The sequence below is a fragment of the Streptomyces sp. NPDC006134 genome (assembly GCF_040628835.1).
In the GTDB taxonomy this organism is placed as follows: domain Bacteria; phylum Actinomycetota; class Actinomycetes; order Streptomycetales; family Streptomycetaceae; genus Streptomyces.
Genome location: NZ_JBEXTV010000059.1, coordinates 33,001 through 52,192, shown reverse-complemented (window position 1 = coordinate 52,192; position 19,192 = coordinate 33,001). Strand labels below are relative to the sequence as shown.

General features: G+C 74.5%; 16 protein-coding genes and 1 pseudogene. 11 read left to right on the top strand and 6 right to left on the bottom strand.

The window, feature by feature from the left end:
* The first annotated feature begins 353 nt into the window (after positions 1-353).
* Both ABZ340_RS29955 and ABZ340_RS29950 read left to right on the top strand, forming a co-directional pair.
* Positions 354-3,329 carry a LuxR C-terminal-related transcriptional regulator gene (locus ABZ340_RS29955; protein ID WP_358784983.1) on the top strand — a complete coding sequence of 992 codons (2,976 nt, stop codon included), beginning with the start codon at positions 354-356 and terminating at the stop codon, positions 3,327-3,329.
* Positions 3,330-3,448: 119 nt separating this feature from the next.
* Positions 3,449-4,738 (top strand): helix-turn-helix domain-containing protein, encoded by a 1,290-nt coding sequence (locus tag ABZ340_RS29950; RefSeq protein ID WP_358784982.1) that lies wholly within the window; start codon positions 3,449-3,451, stop codon positions 4,736-4,738.
* 264 nt (positions 4,739-5,002) lie between these two features.
* Here ABZ340_RS29950 and ABZ340_RS29945 read toward each other — a convergent pair whose 3' ends face one another.
* Entirely contained in the window at positions 5,003-6,685 is a 1,683-nt protein-coding gene (locus tag ABZ340_RS29945) for an ABC-F family ATP-binding cassette domain-containing protein (protein WP_358784981.1), read from the bottom strand.
* A gap of 379 nt (positions 6,686-7,064) precedes the next feature.
* Between ABZ340_RS29945 and ABZ340_RS29940 the strand changes: the two genes are divergently transcribed.
* The 6 genes from ABZ340_RS29940 (at position 7,065) to ABZ340_RS29915 (ending at position 13,054) form a co-directional block, all read left to right on the top strand.
* Positions 7,065-7,949 carry an ABC transporter ATP-binding protein gene (locus ABZ340_RS29940; protein ID WP_358784980.1) on the top strand — a complete coding sequence of 295 codons (885 nt, stop codon included), beginning with the start codon at positions 7,065-7,067 and terminating at the stop codon, positions 7,947-7,949.
* On the top strand, positions 7,946-8,782 hold the full coding sequence (locus ABZ340_RS29935; protein ID WP_358784979.1) for an ABC transporter ATP-binding protein: 837 nt from the start codon (positions 7,946-7,948) through the stop codon (positions 8,780-8,782). Before ABZ340_RS29940 ends, ABZ340_RS29935 begins: the two co-directional genes overlap by 4 nt.
* Complete coding sequence (locus tag ABZ340_RS29930) at positions 8,779-9,675, top strand: branched-chain amino acid ABC transporter permease (RefSeq protein WP_358784978.1); 897 nt, start codon at positions 8,779-8,781, stop codon at positions 9,673-9,675. Before ABZ340_RS29935 ends, ABZ340_RS29930 begins: the two co-directional genes overlap by 4 nt.
* Complete coding sequence (locus ABZ340_RS29925; protein ID WP_358784977.1) at positions 9,668-10,792, top strand: branched-chain amino acid ABC transporter permease; 1,125 nt, start codon at positions 9,668-9,670, stop codon at positions 10,790-10,792. The genes ABZ340_RS29930 and ABZ340_RS29925 overlap by 8 nt, the downstream gene beginning before the upstream one ends.
* On the top strand, positions 10,789-12,069 hold the full coding sequence (locus ABZ340_RS29920; RefSeq protein ID WP_358784976.1) for an ABC transporter substrate-binding protein: 1,281 nt from the start codon (positions 10,789-10,791) through the stop codon (positions 12,067-12,069). The genes ABZ340_RS29925 and ABZ340_RS29920 overlap by 4 nt, the downstream gene beginning before the upstream one ends.
* Positions 12,070-12,235: 166 nt before the next feature.
* Entirely contained in the window at positions 12,236-13,054 is an 819-nt protein-coding gene (locus ABZ340_RS29915; protein ID WP_358784975.1) for an SAM-dependent methyltransferase, read from the top strand.
* Positions 13,055-13,173: 119 nt separating this feature from the next.
* Here ABZ340_RS29915 and ABZ340_RS29910 read toward each other — a convergent pair whose 3' ends face one another.
* On the bottom strand, positions 13,174-14,097 hold the full coding sequence (locus tag ABZ340_RS29910) for a helix-turn-helix transcriptional regulator (protein WP_358784974.1): 924 nt from the start codon (positions 14,095-14,097) through the stop codon (positions 13,174-13,176).
* A gap of 105 nt (positions 14,098-14,202) precedes the next feature.
* Positions 14,203-14,430, bottom strand: a complete 228-nt coding sequence (locus ABZ340_RS29905; protein ID WP_358784973.1) for a DUF397 domain-containing protein — start codon at positions 14,428-14,430, stop codon at positions 14,203-14,205.
* 541 nt (positions 14,431-14,971) lie between these two features.
* On the opposite strand from ABZ340_RS29905, the gene ABZ340_RS29900 reads away from it, so the two are divergent.
* Together ABZ340_RS29900 and ABZ340_RS29895 are read left to right on the top strand one after the other, a co-directional pair.
* Positions 14,972-15,517, top strand: a complete 546-nt coding sequence (locus tag ABZ340_RS29900) for a hypothetical protein (RefSeq protein WP_358784972.1) — start codon at positions 14,972-14,974, stop codon at positions 15,515-15,517.
* A 232-nt stretch (positions 15,518-15,749) separates the two neighbouring features.
* Entirely contained in the window at positions 15,750-16,016 is a 267-nt protein-coding gene (locus ABZ340_RS29895; protein ID WP_358784971.1) for a DUF5133 domain-containing protein, read from the top strand.
* Here the strand turns inward: ABZ340_RS29895 and ABZ340_RS29890 are convergent.
* A complete protein-coding gene (locus ABZ340_RS29890) occupies positions 15,958-17,001 on the bottom strand; it encodes a helix-turn-helix domain-containing protein (RefSeq protein WP_358784970.1) in 1,044 nt (347 codons plus the stop codon). The two genes, ABZ340_RS29895 and ABZ340_RS29890, sit on opposite strands and share 59 nt — an antisense overlap.
* Before the next feature lie 235 nt (positions 17,002-17,236).
* On the opposite strand from ABZ340_RS29890, the gene ABZ340_RS29885 reads away from it, so the two are divergent.
* Positions 17,237-17,710, top strand: coding sequence for a DUF2269 family protein (locus ABZ340_RS29885; RefSeq protein ID WP_358784969.1), 474 nt, complete (start codon positions 17,237-17,239; stop codon positions 17,708-17,710).
* A 104-nt stretch (positions 17,711-17,814) separates the two neighbouring features.
* Here ABZ340_RS29885 and ABZ340_RS29880 read toward each other — a convergent pair.
* Together ABZ340_RS29880 and ABZ340_RS29875 are read right to left on the bottom strand one after the other, a co-directional pair.
* Positions 17,815-17,934 (bottom strand): annotated as a pseudogene (locus tag ABZ340_RS29880) (IS630 family transposase); the annotation flags it as partial.
* A gap of 298 nt (positions 17,935-18,232) precedes the next feature.
* On the bottom strand, positions 18,233-18,838 hold the full coding sequence (locus ABZ340_RS29875) for a lytic polysaccharide monooxygenase (RefSeq protein WP_358784968.1): 606 nt from the start codon (positions 18,836-18,838) through the stop codon (positions 18,233-18,235).
* Between the last annotated feature and the right edge of the window lie 354 nt (positions 18,839-19,192).

Below are 19,192 nucleotides of genomic sequence, written 5' to 3'. Positions count from 1 at the left end.
TTTTATTGAGCCGGCGCCCCCCGAGATCTACACCCGCCCTTCCACACTCTTACCCTCCCCGCCGCTCTTCCTATCTTCCTTCCACCCCCCGGGCCCGGGCACCTTCCGGGCCCGGCCGTCACCGGACGCCCCGGCGTCCGGTGACGGCACCGAAACCGGCGGCGGCCGCACCCGCGAGGCGACCGCCGCCGGCGTTGTGCCGCGGCACGGCCCCGGGCCCGGAAAGCTGGGCAGCGGCACAGGCCGCCCGCCGCCTGTGCCGGGCGGATGCGCAGGTGGTGGTGCCGATGGCCGGAGCAACGGTACGGACCGATGCCTTCCGCCTTCGGTTACCCACACGTAACCTCGCGGGAATGACGGGAGACACGACCACACGGACGGCTCCGCGGCTCCACGGCAACAGCGCGCAGCGGCGAGCGGTCGGCGCGCTGCTGGACCGGCTGCGGACCCACAGCGCCGGGCTCGTCCTGACCGGGGAGCCCGGTCTCGGCCGTACCAGCCTGCTCCGGTGGGCGGCCTGCTCCTTCACCGCCGGAACCGTTCTGTACCTGGAAGCCGGGCCGGCCCGTTCCGCCGCCCCGCCCGGCGCGGCGTACGCGCGGATCACCGACGGCACCGGGCCCCGGGCCCTGCTCGGTACGCTGCGGGCCGCCGCCGGGAACAGGCCCCTGCTGGTGTGCGCCGACGACGCCCACCGGTGGAGCGCCCCCGCCCGCGCCGCCCTCGGCGGCGCGGCCGAGCACCTGGACACCGCGGGCCGGGTGGGCCTGCTCGTCACGGTCTGCGGGGACCGCGCCGTCGACCCGGAGTTCGCCCGCCTGCCCCTCGTACGACTGGACCCGCTCGGCCCGTCCCAGGCCGCCGCCCTCCTCGACGAGGCCACCGGCGGCACCGCCGACCCGGCCGTCCGGGACGAACTGCTCGCCGAGGCCGAGGGGAACCCGGCCCTGCTGCTCGCCCTGCTCCACCGTCTGTCGCCCGCCGAGCTGAGCGGCCTGGGGCCACTGCCGCGACCGCTGGCGGACGCCGCGACCCTGGCCCGGGTGGCGGGCGAGGCCCTGCCCCGGCCCGCCCCGGACACCCGGGACCTGCTGCTGACGGTGGCGGCCGCCGTACGGGCGTCGGACGGTACGGACGTCGACGCCGGCCTCGTGCTCAGGGCGCTCGGACGGCTGCGGCCCGCCGCGCCGGCCCCCGGCCTGAGGCCGCCGCCCGAGCCGCTCGCCCTGGCGGACGGCAGGCTCCGCTTCCTCGGCGGACTGGTCCGCCGCGCCGTCTACGCCGGGGCCGGGCCCGACCGGCGCCGCGCCGCGCACCGCGCACTCGCCCGGGCACTGGAGGCCGACGGGCACCGGCTGCCCGCGCTGCTGCACCGGGCCTGGTCGCTGACCGGTCCCGCGCCCGGCCCGGCGGCCCGGCTGGCACAAGGCGCCGCCGACCCGGCGGCGACCGCCTCCCCCCGGCTGCGCTCCCTGGCGTACACCCGCGCCGCCGAACTCACCACGGACGTCGCGCAGCGGGCGGAGCGGTACACGGCCGCCGCCGAACAGGAGCTGCTCGCCGGGCGGCCGGACCGGGCGCGCCCGCTGCTCGCCGAGGCCCGCGCCGCGGCGGTACCGGCCGTGGTGCGGGGGCGCGCGGAGCTGGTCCGCGGACTGACGGAACTGCGCGACGGGCCGGCCGGCGACGCCCACCAGTCCCTCCTGCTCGCCGCGTCCCTCCTCGCCGCCGACGCCCCCGGAGCGGCGGCGACCGCCACCTTGGCCGCCGCCGACGCGGCCTGGGCGGCGGGAGACCTGACGGCGTGCCTGGCCGTACTCGGGGACGAGCCGGGACGGCGGGAACCGGAAGAGGACACCGCACTCCACCGGGACGCCGGATCGCATCAGGACGCCGGATCGCACCGGGACGCCGGGAACGGCCGGGACGCCGGGAACCGTCAGCCCCCAGGACCCCGCGAAAACACCCCGGTCCGCGACACCCCGCCCGCCGTCGCCCCGCCCCGCGCGCCCCACGACGGCCTGCCCGCCCCCACCCCACCTCCCGTCGTCCCATCTCCCGTCACCCCACCCCCTGTCGCTCCCCCTCCCGACAGCCCACCCCCCGACCCCGTGCACCACCACCGCCTCGGCCTGCGCGCGCTGCTCGAAGGGAACCGCGACCGGGCGGCCGGGCCGCTGGGGCGGCTCGTGCGGCGGGCCGGGGCGGACGACCGGCCCGACGTGCTGCTGCGGTCGGCGGCGGCGGCGCTGCTGCTGGGCGAGGTGGAGGCCGCGCGCCGGGCCGGTGCGCGGGCCCTGGCCGCCGCCCGCGGCCTCGGGTCCGCCGCACTCGTCCCCCAGGCCCTGGAGTACCTCGCCTACGCCGAACTGCGCGCGGGCCGCCACGCCCAGGCCCGGGCCCACGCGGAGGAGGGACTGCGCGCCGCGCGGCGGACCGGGCAGCGCAACGTGGCGGCGCACCACCACGCGGTACTGGCCCTGGCGGCGGCGATCGAGGACGAACCGGACGTCGTCGACCACCATGTGGCCGCCGCGCTGGCCACCGCCCGGCGGCACGGACTGGCGCAGGCCGCCACCCTCGCGGAATGGGCGGCGGCCCGGGCCGACCTCGGACGCGGCCGTCCGCTGGACGCCGCCGACCGGCTGGGCCTGCTCGTACTCCCCGGCCCCCGGCGCGGGCACTTCGCGGTGTGGCGCCTGGCCGTCCCCTGCTTCGTCGAGGCCGCGGCCCTCGCCGGCCGGCACCAGGAGGCCCGCACGGTCCTGGCGGACTTCGCCGAGTGGGCGGCGTTCGGCGCCGATCCGCAGGCCGCCGCCCAACTGGCCCGCTGCCGTGCCCTGCTGGCCCCGCCGGAGCGCGCCGACGACCTCTACCGGCGGGCGCTGGCCCTGCACGACGAGACGGCCGGCGCGGCGGGCGGCGGCGACTTCGAACAGGCCCGCACCGCCCTGCTGTACGGCAAGTGGCTGCGCCGGCGGCGCAGACCGCGCGAGGCCCGTGACCACCTCGGCGCCGCGCTGGCGGGTTTCGACCGCTGCGGCGCCGGCGTGTGGGCGCACCAGGCGCGCGGTGAGCTGCGCGCGCTCGGCGCCGCCTCGCAGGGTACGGACGCCGGGGCGCTGACCCGTCTGACGCCGCAGCAGCTGCGCATCGCGCGGTACGTCGCCGAGGGCGCCACCAACCGCGAAGTGGCCCTCAGCCTCGCCGTCAGCACCCGCACCGTCGACTACCACCTCCGCAAGGTGTTCGCGGCGCTCGGCGTACGGTCCCGGGTGGAGCTGGCCCGCATGGTCGAACAGGCGGAAAAGGCCCCTGCACACCCCTAGGGACCGACCAGACGGTATGTCATCCTTCGGGGCAGGACGAGTCACGGGATCCGGAGTGGCACGGGCGGGGGCGCCCGCGCCACTCCGCCCGTGGAGGCCGAACCTGGGGGAGGGCCGCGATGCAGCACGCCGTACGGTCACGAGGAATGATCCGCACCGGGCCCACGCCCGTTCCGCGCCCGCGGACACGGCGCGTGACGCCACTGATCGACGCCGACGCCCTGCGCGTCCTGCACCGGGCCGCCCGGGCCCTGCTCGACGACCTGCCGGGCCTGACCGACCGGCTGGTGGCCGTCCTGCAGGAACAGGAACCCGCCTACCGGGCCGCCGTGGCCGGCGACCCCACCGGCATCTGGCAGGAGGCGCACCGCTCACTGCGGCACAGCGTGGCGTCGCTGATCGACCCCCGCGGCACCCGGGACGCGGCCCGCCGCTGCACCTGGCGGATCGGCGCCACACGCGCCGAGCAGGGCCTGCCGCTGGACGCCCTGCTGCACGCCTTCCGCCTCGGCGGCTCCCTGGTCTGGCAGCGGCTGGTGGAGGAGACCTCCCGCACGGCCCCGGAGGACGTGCGCCTCCTGGTCCACGTCGCCGCCGACGTGTGGAACTTCGTCGACGAGCACTGCACCCTCGTCGCGGACGCCTACCGGCAGGTCGAGTGGCAGCTGAGCCGCCGGCGCGAGAACCGGGCCCGGCTGCTGGCCGCCGCCCTGCTCGACGGCACCAGCCGCATCGCCGACGTGCCCGAGGCCGCCCGGGCACTGGACCTGCCCGAGCACGGCCGGTACGTCGTCGTCGCGGTCGCCGGCGGGCACCCCGCGGGCTGTGCCGCGGCCCGCGCGGCGGCCGTACCGGAGGGCCTGCGCGTCCACTGGCACAGGGGAGTGGAAGTGGACTACGGCATCGTCCTGGCCGATGACGGCGAGCTGCCGGAAATGGTGCCTGGGCCGGGAACGGACCGCCGGCCGGGCCGGACCGCCCCCGGCGCCCGGATCGGCGTGAGCAGCGCCGTCGACGGGCTGGCCGCCGTGGGCGACGCCCGCCGGCTGGCCGACACGGCCCTGCGCATCTGCCCCGACTCCGGCGGCACGGTCCGGCTGGCCGAGCACCTCCCCGCAGCCCTGGTCGTCTCCGGTCCCGCCCTCGGCCGGGCGCTCGCCGAGCGGGTCCTGGGCCCGCTGCTGCGACTGGAACCCGCCGACCGGGAAGTGCTGCTGGACACCCTCACCACCTGGCTGGAGTGCGACGGCTCGGCGCAACGGGCCGGCGAGCGGCTCTACTGCCACCGCAACACCGTTCTGAACCGCCTGCGCCGTTGCGAACAGCTCACGGGCCGCTGCCTGGCCCGCCCGTCCGACGTGGTGGAGATCAGCCTGGCCCTCACGGCCCACCGGCTGCTGCGCGACTGAGAGCCCCGGACGGAAGGGGGTCCGATCGGCTCGCGGCGCCCGGCACGCACGCTTGCCGCGTTGCCGAAACACCCACGTGGCTCCGCCACGAGGGCGCTCCGGCGCCTTGCGCTCGCACGCACCGGACGCCGCGAGCCGATCGGACCCCCTTCCGTCCGGGGCTCTGAGACCGGCGGCGGTGCGCGGCACGGACTCCGGAAGAGCGCCCCGGGGCCCGGGTTCCGTCACATGGGCCCCGGAGGAGCGCCCCGGGGCCGCGCTCCGTCACGGGGCGCCCGCCGTGGCGCTCCCCGCCGCGCCGCCCACCTCCAGGCGCGGCCAGTCCCCGAGGTCCCGCAGCAGCTGCCGGTCGTGCGTCGCCACGACGACGCCGGCGCTCGTGCCGCGGATCGCCTCGGTCAGCTCGTCGACCAGTGCCGCCGACAGGTGGTTGGTCGGCTCGTCGAGCAGGATCAGCCCGGGCCGCCCGGCCAGCGCCAGCGCCAGGTCGAGGCGCCGCCGCTGCCCCTGCGACATCCGCCCCACCGGAGTCCGCAACGCCTCGCGGTCCAGCAGCCCGAGCGCCCCGAGCGGGACGGCGTCGGCGTCGCGGAGCACCCCGCGGGCCACCAGCCGGCCCACGTGCCGGGCGTGCGCCTCGCGGGCGGTGAGCGAGGGGTCCTGACCGGCCGTTTCCTGGGTGACCCGGACGATCCGTGTCCCCTTCGCCGTCCGGACGTGGCCCTGTGTGGGATCGAGCGCACCGGCCAGCACCGCCAGCAGCGTGGACTTCCCGGCCCCGTTCGGGCCGGTGACGAGCAGCCGGTCGCCGCCGTCCAGCGCGAGGTCGACCGGACCGGCCAGCCGCCCTTCGACGGCGACGCCGTGCGCCCGCAGCTGCGGCGCCCCCGCCCGGACCCCCGGGTCCGGCCACCGCAGCACCGGAGCGGGCTCCGGCACGTCGACCCGGTGCGCCTCCAGGGCGCTCTGCTGCCGCCTCAGGGCCTGTACGACACCCGGTGCGCGGGACTGGCGCTGGTGCTTGCCCGTCCCCTTGTCCGGCCGCCAGCCGGTGGAGAGCCGGTCACGGGCCTGCGCCACCGCGTCGTGCAGCCGCCGGTGCTCGGCCTGCTGCTCCTCGTGGTCCTGTTCCCAGCGCTCACGTTCACGGCACCGGGCGTCCTGCCAGGCGCCGTAGCCGCCGGCGTACAGGCGCGGCTTTCCGTCACGGGTCGGGGCGAGGTCGAGGAACCGGTCCGCGACGTCGCGCAGCAGCGCCCGGTCGTGGCTGACGACGGCGAGGCCGCCGTCGTGCCGGCGCAGCGCGCGGGTCAGGAAGTCCAGGCCGTCGGCGTCGAGGTGGTTGGTCGGCTCGTCGAGCAGCAGGATGTCGTGCCGTGCGCCGAGCAGACAGGCCAGCCGGACCCGGTGACGCTGCCCGACCGACAGCGTCGCCAGCGGACGGTCGCGGTCGGTACAGGCACCGAGGCCCTCCAGGGCGACGTCGACGCGGCGTTCGGCGTCCCAGGCGTCGAGCCGGGTCGCGGCGTCGAGCGCGGCGGCGTAGCGGTCCTGGGCGGCCGGGTCGCCTTCGGCCAGGGCGAGGGCCGCCTCGTCCAGCGCGGTGCGAGCCGCGAGCGACGCGGCCACCGCCTCGGACGTCAGGGTGCCGACGGTCTCGCCGCCCCGGACGGGCAGCTCCTGCAGGGCCAGGCCGATCGTGCCGGCCCGGTGCACGGTGCCCTCGTCGGGCGCGATCAGCCCGGCGAGGACGTGCAGCAGCGTCGTCTTGCCCCGGCCGTTCTCGCCGACGACGGCGACCCGTGACCGGGCGGAGACGGTGACCGAGACGTCGTCCAGGACGCGCCGGGAGGCGCGGGTGACGACGACGCCCTCGGCGCGGACGTGTGCGCTGTCGCCCGCCTCGACGGGCAGGGACAGGGAGGGATGGGTCGAGGTGAGGTTCACGGATGCTCCGCAGCTCGCGACGGAGCCGGGCAGCGGGCAGCGGCCGCCCGGCGGGGACCGGGACGGCGAGCGCGGACTCAGCAGAAGGAAGGCGCCGCCGTCAGCGGGCGGACCGCACCTTCTGCGACCAGATACCTCGTGCCATGGGATTCATGCTAACAACGCCGGCGTCCCGGGTTCACCCGCTTTCCGGCCGGTGACGCCCGGAGTCCGGCCGGACGCTGGGCATCCGCACAACCTCCCCCGCCCGGGACTGGGACGCCGCAGCGACCACTGCCCGAGCCCTGTACGGCCCCGCCCGCCCGTGCTGTCGTGAGCGCGTCCTTCCCCGACGCCCCCGCAACCGCGCGCCTTCGGCACGCGGTCCCAAGGAGCTGCAATGCCCGAAGCACCACCGGGCGAGGAGTCCTCCTCGCCCGTCGAGGCGCCCTCCCTGCACGTCGAAGACCTCGACGTGACGTACGGCCGGGCCCTGTCCGCCCTCCGCTCCGTGTCGCTGACCGTCCCGCACGGGGGCGTGGTCGCGCTGCTCGGCGCCAACGGCGCCGGCAAGACGAGCCTGCTGCGGGCCGTGTCCGGCACGCTGCGCCTGCACCGCGGCGCCGTCACGGCCGGCCGGATCCGCTACGGCGGCACGGACCTCGACGGCCGCGACCCCGTCGCCGCCGTCCGTGCCGGCGTCGTCCAGGTGCCGGAGGGCCGGCGGGTGTTCGCCGGACTCAGCGTCGACGAGAACCTCAAGGCCGGCGGACTCGGCCTCTCCCGCCGCGCCCCCGCCCAGGTCCGCGAGGCGCGGGACCGCGTCTTCACCCTCTTCCCGCGGCTCGCCGAACGGCACCGCCAGGCCGCCGGCCTGCTGTCCGGCGGAGAGCAGCAGATGCTGGCCATCGGCCGCGCCCTCATGGCCTTTCCGCGCCTGCTCCTCCTCGACGAACCCTCCCTCGGGCTCGCTCCGCTGATGGTCCGGCGCATCGCCGAGGTGATCCGCGAGATCAACGCCCAGGGCACCGCCGTCCTGCTGGTCGAGCAGAACGCCGGCATGGCCCTGTCCCTCGCCGGCCACGCCCACGTCCTGGAGGTCGGCGAGGTCCGCCTTTCCGGCCCCGCCGCCGAACTCGCCGGGACGGACGCGGTCCGCCGCCTCTACCTCGGCGAGACCACCGAGACCACCGAGACCACCGGGAGCACCGGAGCCGCCGGGACCGCCGGGAGCACCGGAGCCGCCGGGACCGCCGGAGCCGTCGACGGGCAGGGGGCCGCGTGACCGCCCGCCCCGGCACCCCGCCCCCGCTGCACGTCCGGAACGTGACCGTGCGCTTCGCCGGCCTCACCGCCCTCGACGACGTCTCCTTCGCCGTCGCTCCGGGCACCGTGCACGCCGTCATCGGCCCCAACGGCGCCGGAAAGTCCACCTGCTTCAACGTCCTGTCGGGCCTGTACCGGCCCGCCTCCGGCACCGTCCGGCTCGGCGACCGGGAGCTGACCCGGCTCGCCCCGCACCGGATCGCCGCGCTCGGCGTGGCCCGTACCTTCCAGAACATCGTCACCACCCAGGGCACGGTCGCCGACAACCTGATGCTCGGCCGCCACGCCCTGTCCCGCGCCGGGTTCGCCGCCAGCGCCCTGCGCCTGCCCCGGGCCGTGCGCGAACAGCGCGAGCACCTCGCCAAGGCCCGCGAGATCGCCGGACTCACCGGCCTCGGCGCCCACTTCGACACCCCGGTCGCCCTGCTCTCCTACGGCGACCGCAAACGCGTGGAACTCGCCCGCGCCCTCTGCCTGGAGCCCCGCGTGCTGCTGCTCGACGAACCCGTGGCCGGCATGAACGCCGCCGAACGGGTCCGCATGGCCGAGGTCGTGCGGACCGTACGCGCCGAACTCGGCCTGTCCGTCGTCCTGGTCGAGCACGACATGGGCCTGGTGATGCGGCTCGCCGACGAGGTCACCGTCCTCGACTTCGGCCGCCGCATCGCCCACGGCACCCCCGGCGAGGTCCGCCGCGACCCCGAGGTGCTGCGCGCCTACCTCGGCACCGAGAGCACCGAGAGCACCGAGAGCACCGAAAGTACCGAGAACACCGGGGAGGACGCGGCATGACCACCCTGGTCGACAACGTCTTCAACGGCCTGGCCCTCGGCTCGGTCTACGCCCTGATCGCCCTCGGTTTCGTCACCATCTTCAAGGCCTCCGGCGTCCTCAGCTTCACCCACGGCTCGCTGCTCCTGCTCGGCGGCTACCTGACCGCGGTCCTCCACGACGACCTGGGCTTCGCCGGGGCGCTGGCCCTCGCGGTCCTCGTCACGGCGGCCGTCGCCGGGGCGCTGGACCGGTTCGTCCTCCAGCGCATCGGGACCGACCCGCACGCCGCCCACGTGGCGACCATCGCCACCATCGGCGTCGACATCGTCCTCGTCACCGACCTGTCCCGGCGCATCGGCGGCGACCTGCTCGGCCTCGGCGACCCGTGGGGCGACGCGGTCACCGGCATGGGACCGGCGACCGTGGCCGACAGCCGCATCGCCGCGATCGTCGTCTCCGCCGTGGCCATCGGCGGCGTCTTCGCCCTCTTCCGGTTCACCCCCTGGGGCCTGTCCCTGCGCGCCGCCGCCGAGGACTCCGAGGCCGCCGCCCTGATGGGCGTACGGCTGACCCGGGTCCGCACGCTCGCCTGGTGCCTGGCGGGCGCGCTCGCCGCGCTGGCCGCGGTCTTCCTCGCCGCGTTCCCCGCTCCGGGACTGGAACGCACCACCGGGCAGATCGCCCTGAAGGCATTCCCCGCCGCGATCCTCGGCGGCATGGCCTCCCCGGCCGGCGCGCTGGCCGGCTCGATGCTGATCGGCCTGACCGAGGCGTTCGTCGCCGGATACCAGTCCGACCTGCACGTCCTCGGCGAGGGCTTCGGCGACGTCGCCCCGTACGCCGTGATGGTCCTCGTCCTCCTGATCCGCCCCGCCGGACTGTTCGCGGCGAAGGGAGCGGCCCGTGTCTGACCTCCTCAAGCGCGGCAGGTTCCTGCTGCCCGCCCTGCTGCTCGCCGCCCTGCCGTTCTACCTGGACGCCTTCTGGCTGCGCATCGGCCTGTTCTCCATGGCCGCGGCCATCGGCGCCATCGGCCTCGGCCTGCTCAGCGGCACCGCCGGCCAGCTCTCCCTCGGCCACGCCTTCTTCCTCGCCGTCGGCGCCTACGGCTACGTATGGCTGGCCGGCGACGACGGAGCGGGCCTGCCCCCGGCTGTCGCCCTCGTCCTCGCGGTGCTGCTCGCCGGAGCCGCCGGCGGCCTGTTCAGCCCCGTCGCCGGCCGGGTCAAGGGCATCTACCTGGGGGTGGCCACCCTCGCCCTGGTCTTCCTCGGCCACCACGTCCTGCTCACCGCCGACTCCGTCACCGGCGGCTTCAACGGCAGCTCGGTGCCGCCGCTGGAGATCGGCGGCTTCGCCTTCGACCAGGGCGACGGCCTCACCGTCCTGGGCGTGCCGTTCGGCGCCGAGGAACGCCTGTGGTACCTGGGCCTCGCCCTGTTCGCCCTCACCTGGTCCACCGCCCGCGGCCTGCTCCGCGGACGCCCCGGCCGCGCCCTGGCCGCCCTGCGCGACAGCGAGACCGCCGCGGCCGTGATGGGCGTGCACGTCGCCCGGTACCGCTCGGCGGCGTTCGTCGTCTCCTCGATGTACGCCGGACTCGCGGGCGTCCTGCTCGCCCTGTCCTTCCGGCGCGTGGTGCCCGACTACTTCTCCCTCGCCCTCTCCGTCGACTACCTCGCCATGATCGTCATCGGCGGGCTCGGCTCCGTCGCCGGAGCCACCGCGGGTGCCGTCTTCGTCACCGCGCTGCCCCTGCTGATGACCCGTTACGCCGATCAGTTGCCGCTGGTCGCCGCACCCGGCACCGGCGACGGCTCGGTCGGTCCGACCGAGGCCGCCCGCTACCTCTACGGCGCCGCGATCGTGGTGATCCTGCTGTTCGCGCCCGACGGCCTGACGGGCCTGGCCCGCCGTACCCGCGCCCGTCTCGCCCGCCGGCGGCCGTCCGCCCCCGCCCCCCTCGGCCCCGGGGCCGCGCCCCGGCCTCCCGCCACTGCCGTACGAGCCAAGGAGCACACCCCGTGAACGTCACGCACCGCAGGCCCCGCACCACCAAGATCACCCTGGCCGCGGCCGTCGCCGCCGTGCTGCTCGCGGGCACGGCCTGCAGCTCCAAGGGCGGCGACGCGAACGGCGACGGTGGCGCCGACGGCGTCAGGACCGGCCCCGGCATCGGCGAGAAGTCCATCAGGCTGGGCGCGCTCACCGACCTGACCGGCCCCTACGCCACCCTCGGCAAGTCCATCGTGCAGGCCCAGCAGATGTGGGCCGACGAGACCAACGCCGCCGGCGGCATCTGCGGCCGCAAGGTCGAGATCGTCGTCAAGGACCACGGCTACGACGTGCAGAAGGCGGTCACCGCCTACGCCGACATCTCCCCGGACGTGGTGGCCCTGCCCCAGGTCATCGGCTCCCCGGTGGTCGCCGCCCTGATCGACGACATCGAACGGGACGGCCTGCTGACCTTCCCGCAGGCCTGGGCCGCCTCCCTGCTGGGCCGGGACCCCGTCCAGGTCCTCGGCACCACCTACGACCTCGACATGATCGCCGCCGTCGACTTCCTCACCCGTACCGAGAAGGTGGCCGAGGGCGACTCCATCGGCCACGTCTACTTCGAGGGCGACTACGGCGCCAACGCCCTGGAAGGGTCCGAGTGGGCCGCCGAACGGGCCGGGATCAAGGTGGTCGGCCAGAAGATCAAGGCCACGGACACCGACCTGACCGCGCAGGTGTCCGCCCTGCGCAAGGCCGGGGTGAAGGCCGTCCTGATCAGCGCCGGCCCCGCCCAGACCGCCTCCCTCGCCGGCGTGGCGGCCTCCCGCGGGCTGCGCGTGCCGATCGTCAGCAGCGCCCCCGGCTACGCCCCGCAGCTGATGAAGACCCCCGCGGCGGCGGCGCTGGAGGCCATGGTGCACGTGGTGAGCGCCGCACCGGCCGTCAGCTCCGACCTGCCGGGCGTGAAGCGGATGGTGTCCTCCTACGGGAAGAAGTACCCGGACTCCCCGGTCGACTCCGGCGTGCTGTCCGGGTACAACGCCGCCCAGCTCCTCGGCGCGGCCCTGAAGAAGGCCTGCGAGAAGGGCAGCCTCGCCCGCGAGGACGTGGTCGCGGCGCACCGCTCGCAGAAGAACGCCGACACCGGCCTCGGCACCCCGCAGGACTTCACCGACGTCGACCGGCCCGCGAGCCGCTCCACCTACGTGCTGAAGCCGGACCGAGGGGCGGTCGGCGGCCTGGTGGGCGTGGAGGACGCGCACCAGCCGCCGGGCGTCGACGAGTACCTGGCCTCGCGCAGCTCTTGATCACCAACTGGCCTTCCGCGCAGGCGGATTGACCAAAACCCGGACGATGCGGGCCGTCGGGCTCGGCGGCTCCCTCGTTCCTGGCCGGTTCCCGTGAACACGGGCTTCCTGCGATGTACGCTCTGTCGAGCCGGTGCGGTGGGCGCGGTACGAAGCTGGGGGAACGATGCAGACCGAGAAGCGACTGTCCACGGAGATCGACGCCAACGTGCCGACGGCCGCACGCATGTACGACCATTATCTGGGCGGCAAGGACAACTACGCGGCCGACCGGGCCGCGTGCGAGGAGCTCGACAAGGTCGTCCCGAGCACCCGCCGTCTGGCCGTGAACAACCGGCGCTTCCTCCAGCGGGTCGTCAAGACCCTCACGGCGGAGTACGGCATCCGGCAGTTCCTCGACCATGGTTCCGGCCTGCCCACCCAGAACAACGTGCACCAGGTCGCGCAGGGCATCGCCTCCGAGTCGCGCGTCGTCTACGTCGACAACGACCCGATGGTGCTGGTCCACGGCCGCGCGCTGCTGGAGCAGAACGAGCGCACCGCCGTCATCCACGCCGACATGCGCGACACCGACGGCATCTTCTCCCACCCCGAGACCCAGCGCCTGATCGACTTCTCGCAGCCGGTGGCCGTGCTGTTCAACTCGGTCTTCCACTGCATCCCCGACAGCGACACCGACGGCCCCCTGGCCGTCGTCCGCCGCGTCACCGAGCGGCTCGTGCCCGGCAGCTACCTGGTGATGTGCCAGCTGGTCAGCGAGGACCCGAAGGTGCGCGAGTTCGTCACCGGGTTCATGGACCAGGTGACCCAGGGGCACTGGGGGCGCGTCCGCGAGGAGAAGGACGTCGCCGAGTGGTTCGAGGGCATGGACATCCTGGAACCGGGGCTGGTCGAGGTCTCCACCTGGCGCCCGGACAACGAGGTGGCCCCCCGCCAGCTCACCCAGGAGTGGATCGAGTTCGGCGGAGTCGGCCGCCTCCGCTGAGGGCCGCCCCGCGCCGGCCGTCCGCGCCGGCTCCGCTTTCCGCTCGAAGCTTTCCGGTGTTTTCCGGTGCTTTCCGGTCGAAGGGATCGCGCGGCTCTCACTTCACGATCGCGCGGCTCTCACTTCATGGGGGGATAGCGCTGTTCCAGCGTCGCGCGCAGCAGTTCCAGCGAAGCGCGCGGCGTGAGCGCCTCGTCGGCGAGCCGGTCCAGCGCGAGCCGGTACTCTTCCGTCTCGTCCCGGTCCTCCAGGAAGTTCGCGCTCTTTATGTGCTCCAGGTACACCACGTCCGGCAGATCGAGACCGCCGAAACGCAGATAGGTGACCGGGATCGCGGGGGCCGAGGCGTTGGTGACGTTCAAAGGAACGATCTGCAGGGTCACGTTCGGCCGCCCCGCCATGGTCACCAGGTGTGCCAGCTGTTCGCGCATGACCTCCCGGCTGCCCAGCACGCGGAGCAGCACGGACTCGTCGATGACCGCCCACAGCTGAGGCGCGTCCGCGCGGAACAGCAACTGTGCCCGCCGCATGCGCAGTTCCACCCGGCGCTGCACCTCGCCCGCAGGCGCGTTCGGCAGGCCGCGCTCCACCACGGCCCGGGTGTAGTCCGCCGTCTGCAGCAGGCCGGGGACGTACTGGATCTCGAAGGTCCGGATGGTGGCCGCCGCCTCCTGCAGCCCCACCAGCCGCTCGAACCACTCCGGCATCAGGCGCTTGTCGTACCGCTGCCACCAGCCCGGTTCACCGGCCCGCTGCAACAGCTTGAGCAGCACCGACGCCTCGTAGGGATCCGTGCCGTACAGCGTCAGCAGCGCGCGGACGTCCTTCTCCGCGGGAGGCTTGCGACCCTTGCCCGACTCGATGCGCGAGAGCTTGGCCGGGCTGAAGCCCAGCCGGCGGGCCGCCTGCTCCTGGGACAGGCCGGCATCCTCCCGGAAGCCCGCCAGCTGGACGCCGACGAGCATCTTCAACAGGGTCGGAGCAGGCTCCGGCCGGTCCAGATAAGGTTCGAGGCGGGAGATGCGATGCGACGCGGCGGACATCCTGACTCCCAGCAGACCGGCAGACTTGGGAAAATACTATCGCATCCCGCCGGAGCGCGCCGCATCCCCCTGGAGACAAAGGGCAGTTGAGCCGCTCGCGGCGGCTCACACCAGGTGGTCGAACTCGCCCTCCTTGGCGCCGGCCAGGAACGCCGCCACCTCCGCGGCCGTGTAGACGAGCGCGGGGCCGTCCGGGTCGCGGGAGTTGCGCAGCGCTATGCCTCCCTCGACGCGCGCGACCTCGACGCAGTTGCCCTCGGCGTTGCTGTGCCGGCTCTTCATCCAGGAGGCGTCCAGCGAGCTGGCCCGCACTCCGTTCCGCACTGGTGGCACCGCAGTCTCCTTGCATGTCGGGGGGCGGACCGCACCGTGCCGCCACCGTCTGTTCCCGGCCGACTTCCGCGCAATTTCCCGTGCAATTGCACGGGGGCGCTGTCAGCGTGGATAATAGCCACGGCGTCAACCCCCGGTTCGGCGCCCCCTCCTGACGTCGCATCAGGGAGATGCCGTGTCGTCCATCGCGCACCGAACGCTCCCGCCGCCGGGCGGGCGCGCGTCACGGGCGGACGTGACGGGCGGGAACGGCCGGCGTCCGCGCACAACGCGACCGGCCCACCCCCGCCGGTGCCGCCCGCGCGACCGGACCCCCGGCCTCCCGATGCCGCCCGTCTCCCACCCCCCTGCCGACGACCTGCCCCTCCCCGCACCGGCCGGCCATCCCACCCCGGACGGACGAGGCCGGGCCCGGTACTCCGCCGAGGCCCCCATGGCGCATCGGGGCCGTGCCCCGAGACCCCGCGCGGGCACGGCCGTCCGGGCCGCGTCGGCGCCCTGCCACTCGTCCGACACGACCGCCGCGGAAAGGCCCCCCATCATGCGCACCGCTCCGATCCGTCAGCCGAGCACCGAGCGCACGCCAGGTCCCACCCCGCCGGACGGGCCGGCGCGCCCCACGCCCCTCGCGTCGCTGTCCCAGGTGCCCTGGGACAGGATCCAGGACTCCACCGGCTCCGCCGCCGCCATCCCCCTGCTGCTCGACCGCATTGCCCGGGGGGAACCCGACACCGCCCACGCCGCCCTGGACGAGCTGCGGAAACGGATCTGCCAGTACGGCTTCGTGGTGGAGCAGGCCACCGCCGCGACCGTTCCCTTCCTCTGGGAGCTCGCCCAGCTGCCCCAGGTGAGCTGCCGCGCACGGATCATCCGGCTGCTGAAGGACATCGCCGCCGCCCGGCAGTGGGAGAACACCGCCGCCGTCTACCCCAAGCTCCTCAGCCACCGGGAGAACCACGTGGTGTGGGAGCGCGCGGCGCGGCAGGCCGTCCGCGCCCGGCGCGGTGACCTGCGGCGTCTGCTGTCCGAGAAGGACGCCGAGGTCACCCGGGCCACCGCCGAACTGGCTCGCACCCTGGGGGAATGAGACGCCCGCGCCTTCCACGGGGGTGAAGGCGCGGGTCTCCCGGCGTACCCGCCGGTTTTCGCGGTTCGCGACCCGGTCACACCGCTTACTTTCGGCCACCCAGCCTTCTCGGCAGCCTTCTGAACGGGCGGAAAGCGAAAGTTTTTCGTCAACTCCGAAGAAGTAAGAGCTTGGTGTGAATGTTTCGGCTGTGTCCGGGCATACGCAGCGAAAATCGAGAGAGGGGCGCTTCGTGCTCGTACCGGATCCGAAGGCAGTCAGGGAGTTGCTGACGCGATACGCGTCGCTGCAGATCGCTCGGGCGGAGAGGGTGACGCCGGGCGTGGCCCGTGAGCTGGAGGACGTCTGCTACACGCTGTGCGTGACGATGGGAACCACCGACATCCATGAAGCGGTGGCCAAGGCGGACGCCCTGCTGCTCGGGGGAGAGCGGAACCCGGTCACCGCCGAGACGGCGGCGGAGCAGGACGGCGAGAGCGGGCTGCCACTGGCCGTGTGAGGCTGCCGGACAGCTCTGGGGAGCGGTCCGCCGGAGTGGCCGGCCTGCCGTGGAAGGCCGCGCGGTAGGCGTGCGGAGCGGTGCCGGCCACCCGGCGGAACCGTTCGCGGAACGCGGTGGGGGAGCCGAACCCGGCCTGCCGCGCGATCCGTTCGATCGGGTGGTCGCTGTTCTCCAGCAGGTACTGGGCCCGCCGTACCCGCGCCCGCAGCAGCCACTGCAGCGGCGTGGTGCCCGTCTGCTCGCGGAACCGGCGGCCGAAGGTCCGCTCGCTCATCCCCGCACGCTCCGCCATCGCCCGCACGGTGATCTCGTCGGCCAGGTTCTCCTCGATCCACTCCAGAACCGGTTCGAGGGCCGAACCCCGGGGCACGGGCGGGCGCTCGTGCACGATGAACTGGGCCTGGCCGCCCTCCCGTTCGAGCGGCATCACACACATCCGGGCGGCGTGCGCGGCGACGGCCGACCCCAGGTCCCGCCGGATCATGTGCAGGCACATGTCGAGGCCGGCGGCGGCACCGGCCGAGGTGAGGATCTGCCCGTTGTCGACGTACAGCACGTCGGGCTCCACCCGCACGCGCGGGTGGCGGCGGGCCAGTTCCCCGGCGGCGAACCAGTGCGTGGTCGCGCGCAGCCCGTCCAGCAGGCCGGCCTGCGCGAGGACGAAGGCGCCCACGCACACGGACGCGATCCGGGTGCCCGCCGCGGCGGCCTCGCGCAGCGCCGTCAGCACGCGGTCCGACGGCGGCCCGGCCTCCTCGGACCGGCCCGGCACGATGATCGTGTCGGCGTGTTCCAGCGCCTCCAGGCCCCGGTCGATCCGCAGGCCGAAGCCCTCGCTGCGCACGTCCGGCGACTCCGCGCACAGACGGACCCGGTAGGGGCGGCGGCCGTCGGGCAGACGCGTCCAGTCGAAGGTCTGCAGCGGGGCCGCCATGTCGAACGGCACGACGTCGTCGAGCACGAGGATCTCCACACGGTGCATGACCGCCACGATAAGCGGGTTCCCGCCACCACGGTGAGCAGTGGTCCCGGCGACCCGGTGCCGTACCGAGCCGGAACGACGCGGTGGCGGGAACCCGTTGGGATCTGTCATTTCAGCCACTGTGCGTTCCCCCGGCGGCTTCCTAACGTGATCCCGGCACCGCCGGACGCCCGCGCGGCGGACGGTGCCCCCGTGTGACCACCCCGCCCGTCCCTGCCTTCCGGAGCCTCGCCCGATGACGAAGATCCTGCTGTCCCTGCACGTCCTGGCCGCCATCGTCGCCATCGGGCCCATCACCGTCGCGGCCAGCATGTTCCCACCGGCCGCCCGCCGCGCGGCCGGTGCCGACGGCGCGGAGACCGGCGCCGCGGCGGTGGGCACCGTACGGCTGCTGCACCGCATCTGCCGCGTCTACGCCGGCCTCGGGGCGGCGGTGCCCGTCCTCGGTCTCGCCACCGCCCTGGCCATGGGCGTCCTGGGCAGCGCATGGCTCGTCGCGTCCATCGTCTTGACCACCGTCGCCGCGGGCGTCCTGGTCGCCTTCGTCCTGCCCCGCCAGGAGGAACTCCTGGAGCGGCTGACCGGCCGGCAACCGGTGGAGCGCTCCCGCACCGCCCGGCTCGCCCTGTTCACCGGCGTGTTCAACCTGCTGTGGGCCACCGTCACCGTCCTCATGATCGTCCGCCCCGGCTCCACCACCGGCGCCTGAGCCACCGTGCGGGTGCCCGGGGGAACGCACGCAGCAGAGTGTGCGGGCATCTGCTGCTGTGACCAGCAGGTCTTCCCGGTTCGGGCCGCGAGGTGGAGAGGGCTGCCGCCCCGGCGGATGTGTTTCTCGCCGCGGATGCGTGCGCGTCGTCGGGCGGCGAGGGTGTCTGGGTGGCGGGCGTTCTGGTCGCGCCGGCGCGGGTAGGTGTGCGGGGCCCGACCCTGTTCCGGGCGGCCCATGCTTCCCCGCCGAACGATCCGCTGCGGCTTCTGCCCCTCCTGCCCGGTCGGCCGGCGAACCCTCACCGGTGAGGCCCTACCCGCGCCCCCTGCCGCACGCCGCCCTGACACCCGGCACGACGAGCGGCCCGGCAGAGGTTCCCGGTCACGGCACCAGGAGCGCAGGAAGCCCCGTCGGGGCGGGGCGACCACATGGGTCCCCTGCCCCGACGGGGCTCGGTCGGCCGGGCGGCGGGTTACCGGTGCCCGGCAGAGGCCGGTGCCGTGTGCGGCACTCCCCGGCTCAGCCGAAGTTCACGTCGCTGCACCACATGTAGGCCTGGTCGAGGTGCGAGGCCTGCCAGATCACGAACAGGATGTGGTGTCCGGTGTAGCCGGAGGTCTGGACGGGGAACGAGATGTTCTGCGCCGGGGCGAAGCGGCCGGTCTGCGTGATGAAGTCGAGGTTGCCCCAGCCCAGGGTCTGGGTCTTGGGGTTGAAGCCCTGCTTGCTCACGTAGACCTTGAAGTAGTCGGCACCGTGGGACGCCTGGTCGTACAGCTGGACCGTGAAGTTGTTGCTGACGTTGGTCGTCTTCCACGGCCCGGGCTTGTCCAGGCTGGCGTTCCTCGAGAGGTTGTTGCTGCAGAGCGTCCCGTCGGGGGTCCGCGCCTGGAACTGGCCACCGAGGCCGTCGCGGAGCGCGCTCATCCAGTTCCACATGGTGTCGGCGTTGGCCTGGAAGGCCTGCCAGCACATGGGGTCTTCGGTCTGCATGACCGGGTTCGTGTGGTTGCTGCCCCACGTCTTCCAGCACTGGTACGCGCGGGAGGCAGGGTTGACGATGGTGCCGTGAGCCTGGGCGGGGGCCGACCAGGTCAGTGCGCCGGCGACCACGGCGAACAGCATGACGAGCGCCTGGAGAGGCCGACGGAGGGACGACCGCGAACGCCCGGTTAACGGACTCTGTCTGCGCATGTGGGGGGACTCCTTCCAGTTGCAAGGCTGTAATGGGAGCGCTCCCAACGGTAGGACTTCTGAGTGAAATGTCAATGAAACAAACAGAGTTGATCACGGGGGTGAGTGGCGAGCAGGGAATCTGCCGGGAGCCGGGAGCCGGAACCGCTCCCGGGGCCGGGAAGCGAGGATGCGGCCCGTACCGGTGCGCGGGGTGACGCCGGGGAAGGGTGTTCATGGCCCCGAGGTGCTCGCGGACCAGGGGGCCGGAACGCTGCCCGGTGGATCGCCGGCCAGGTCATGGAG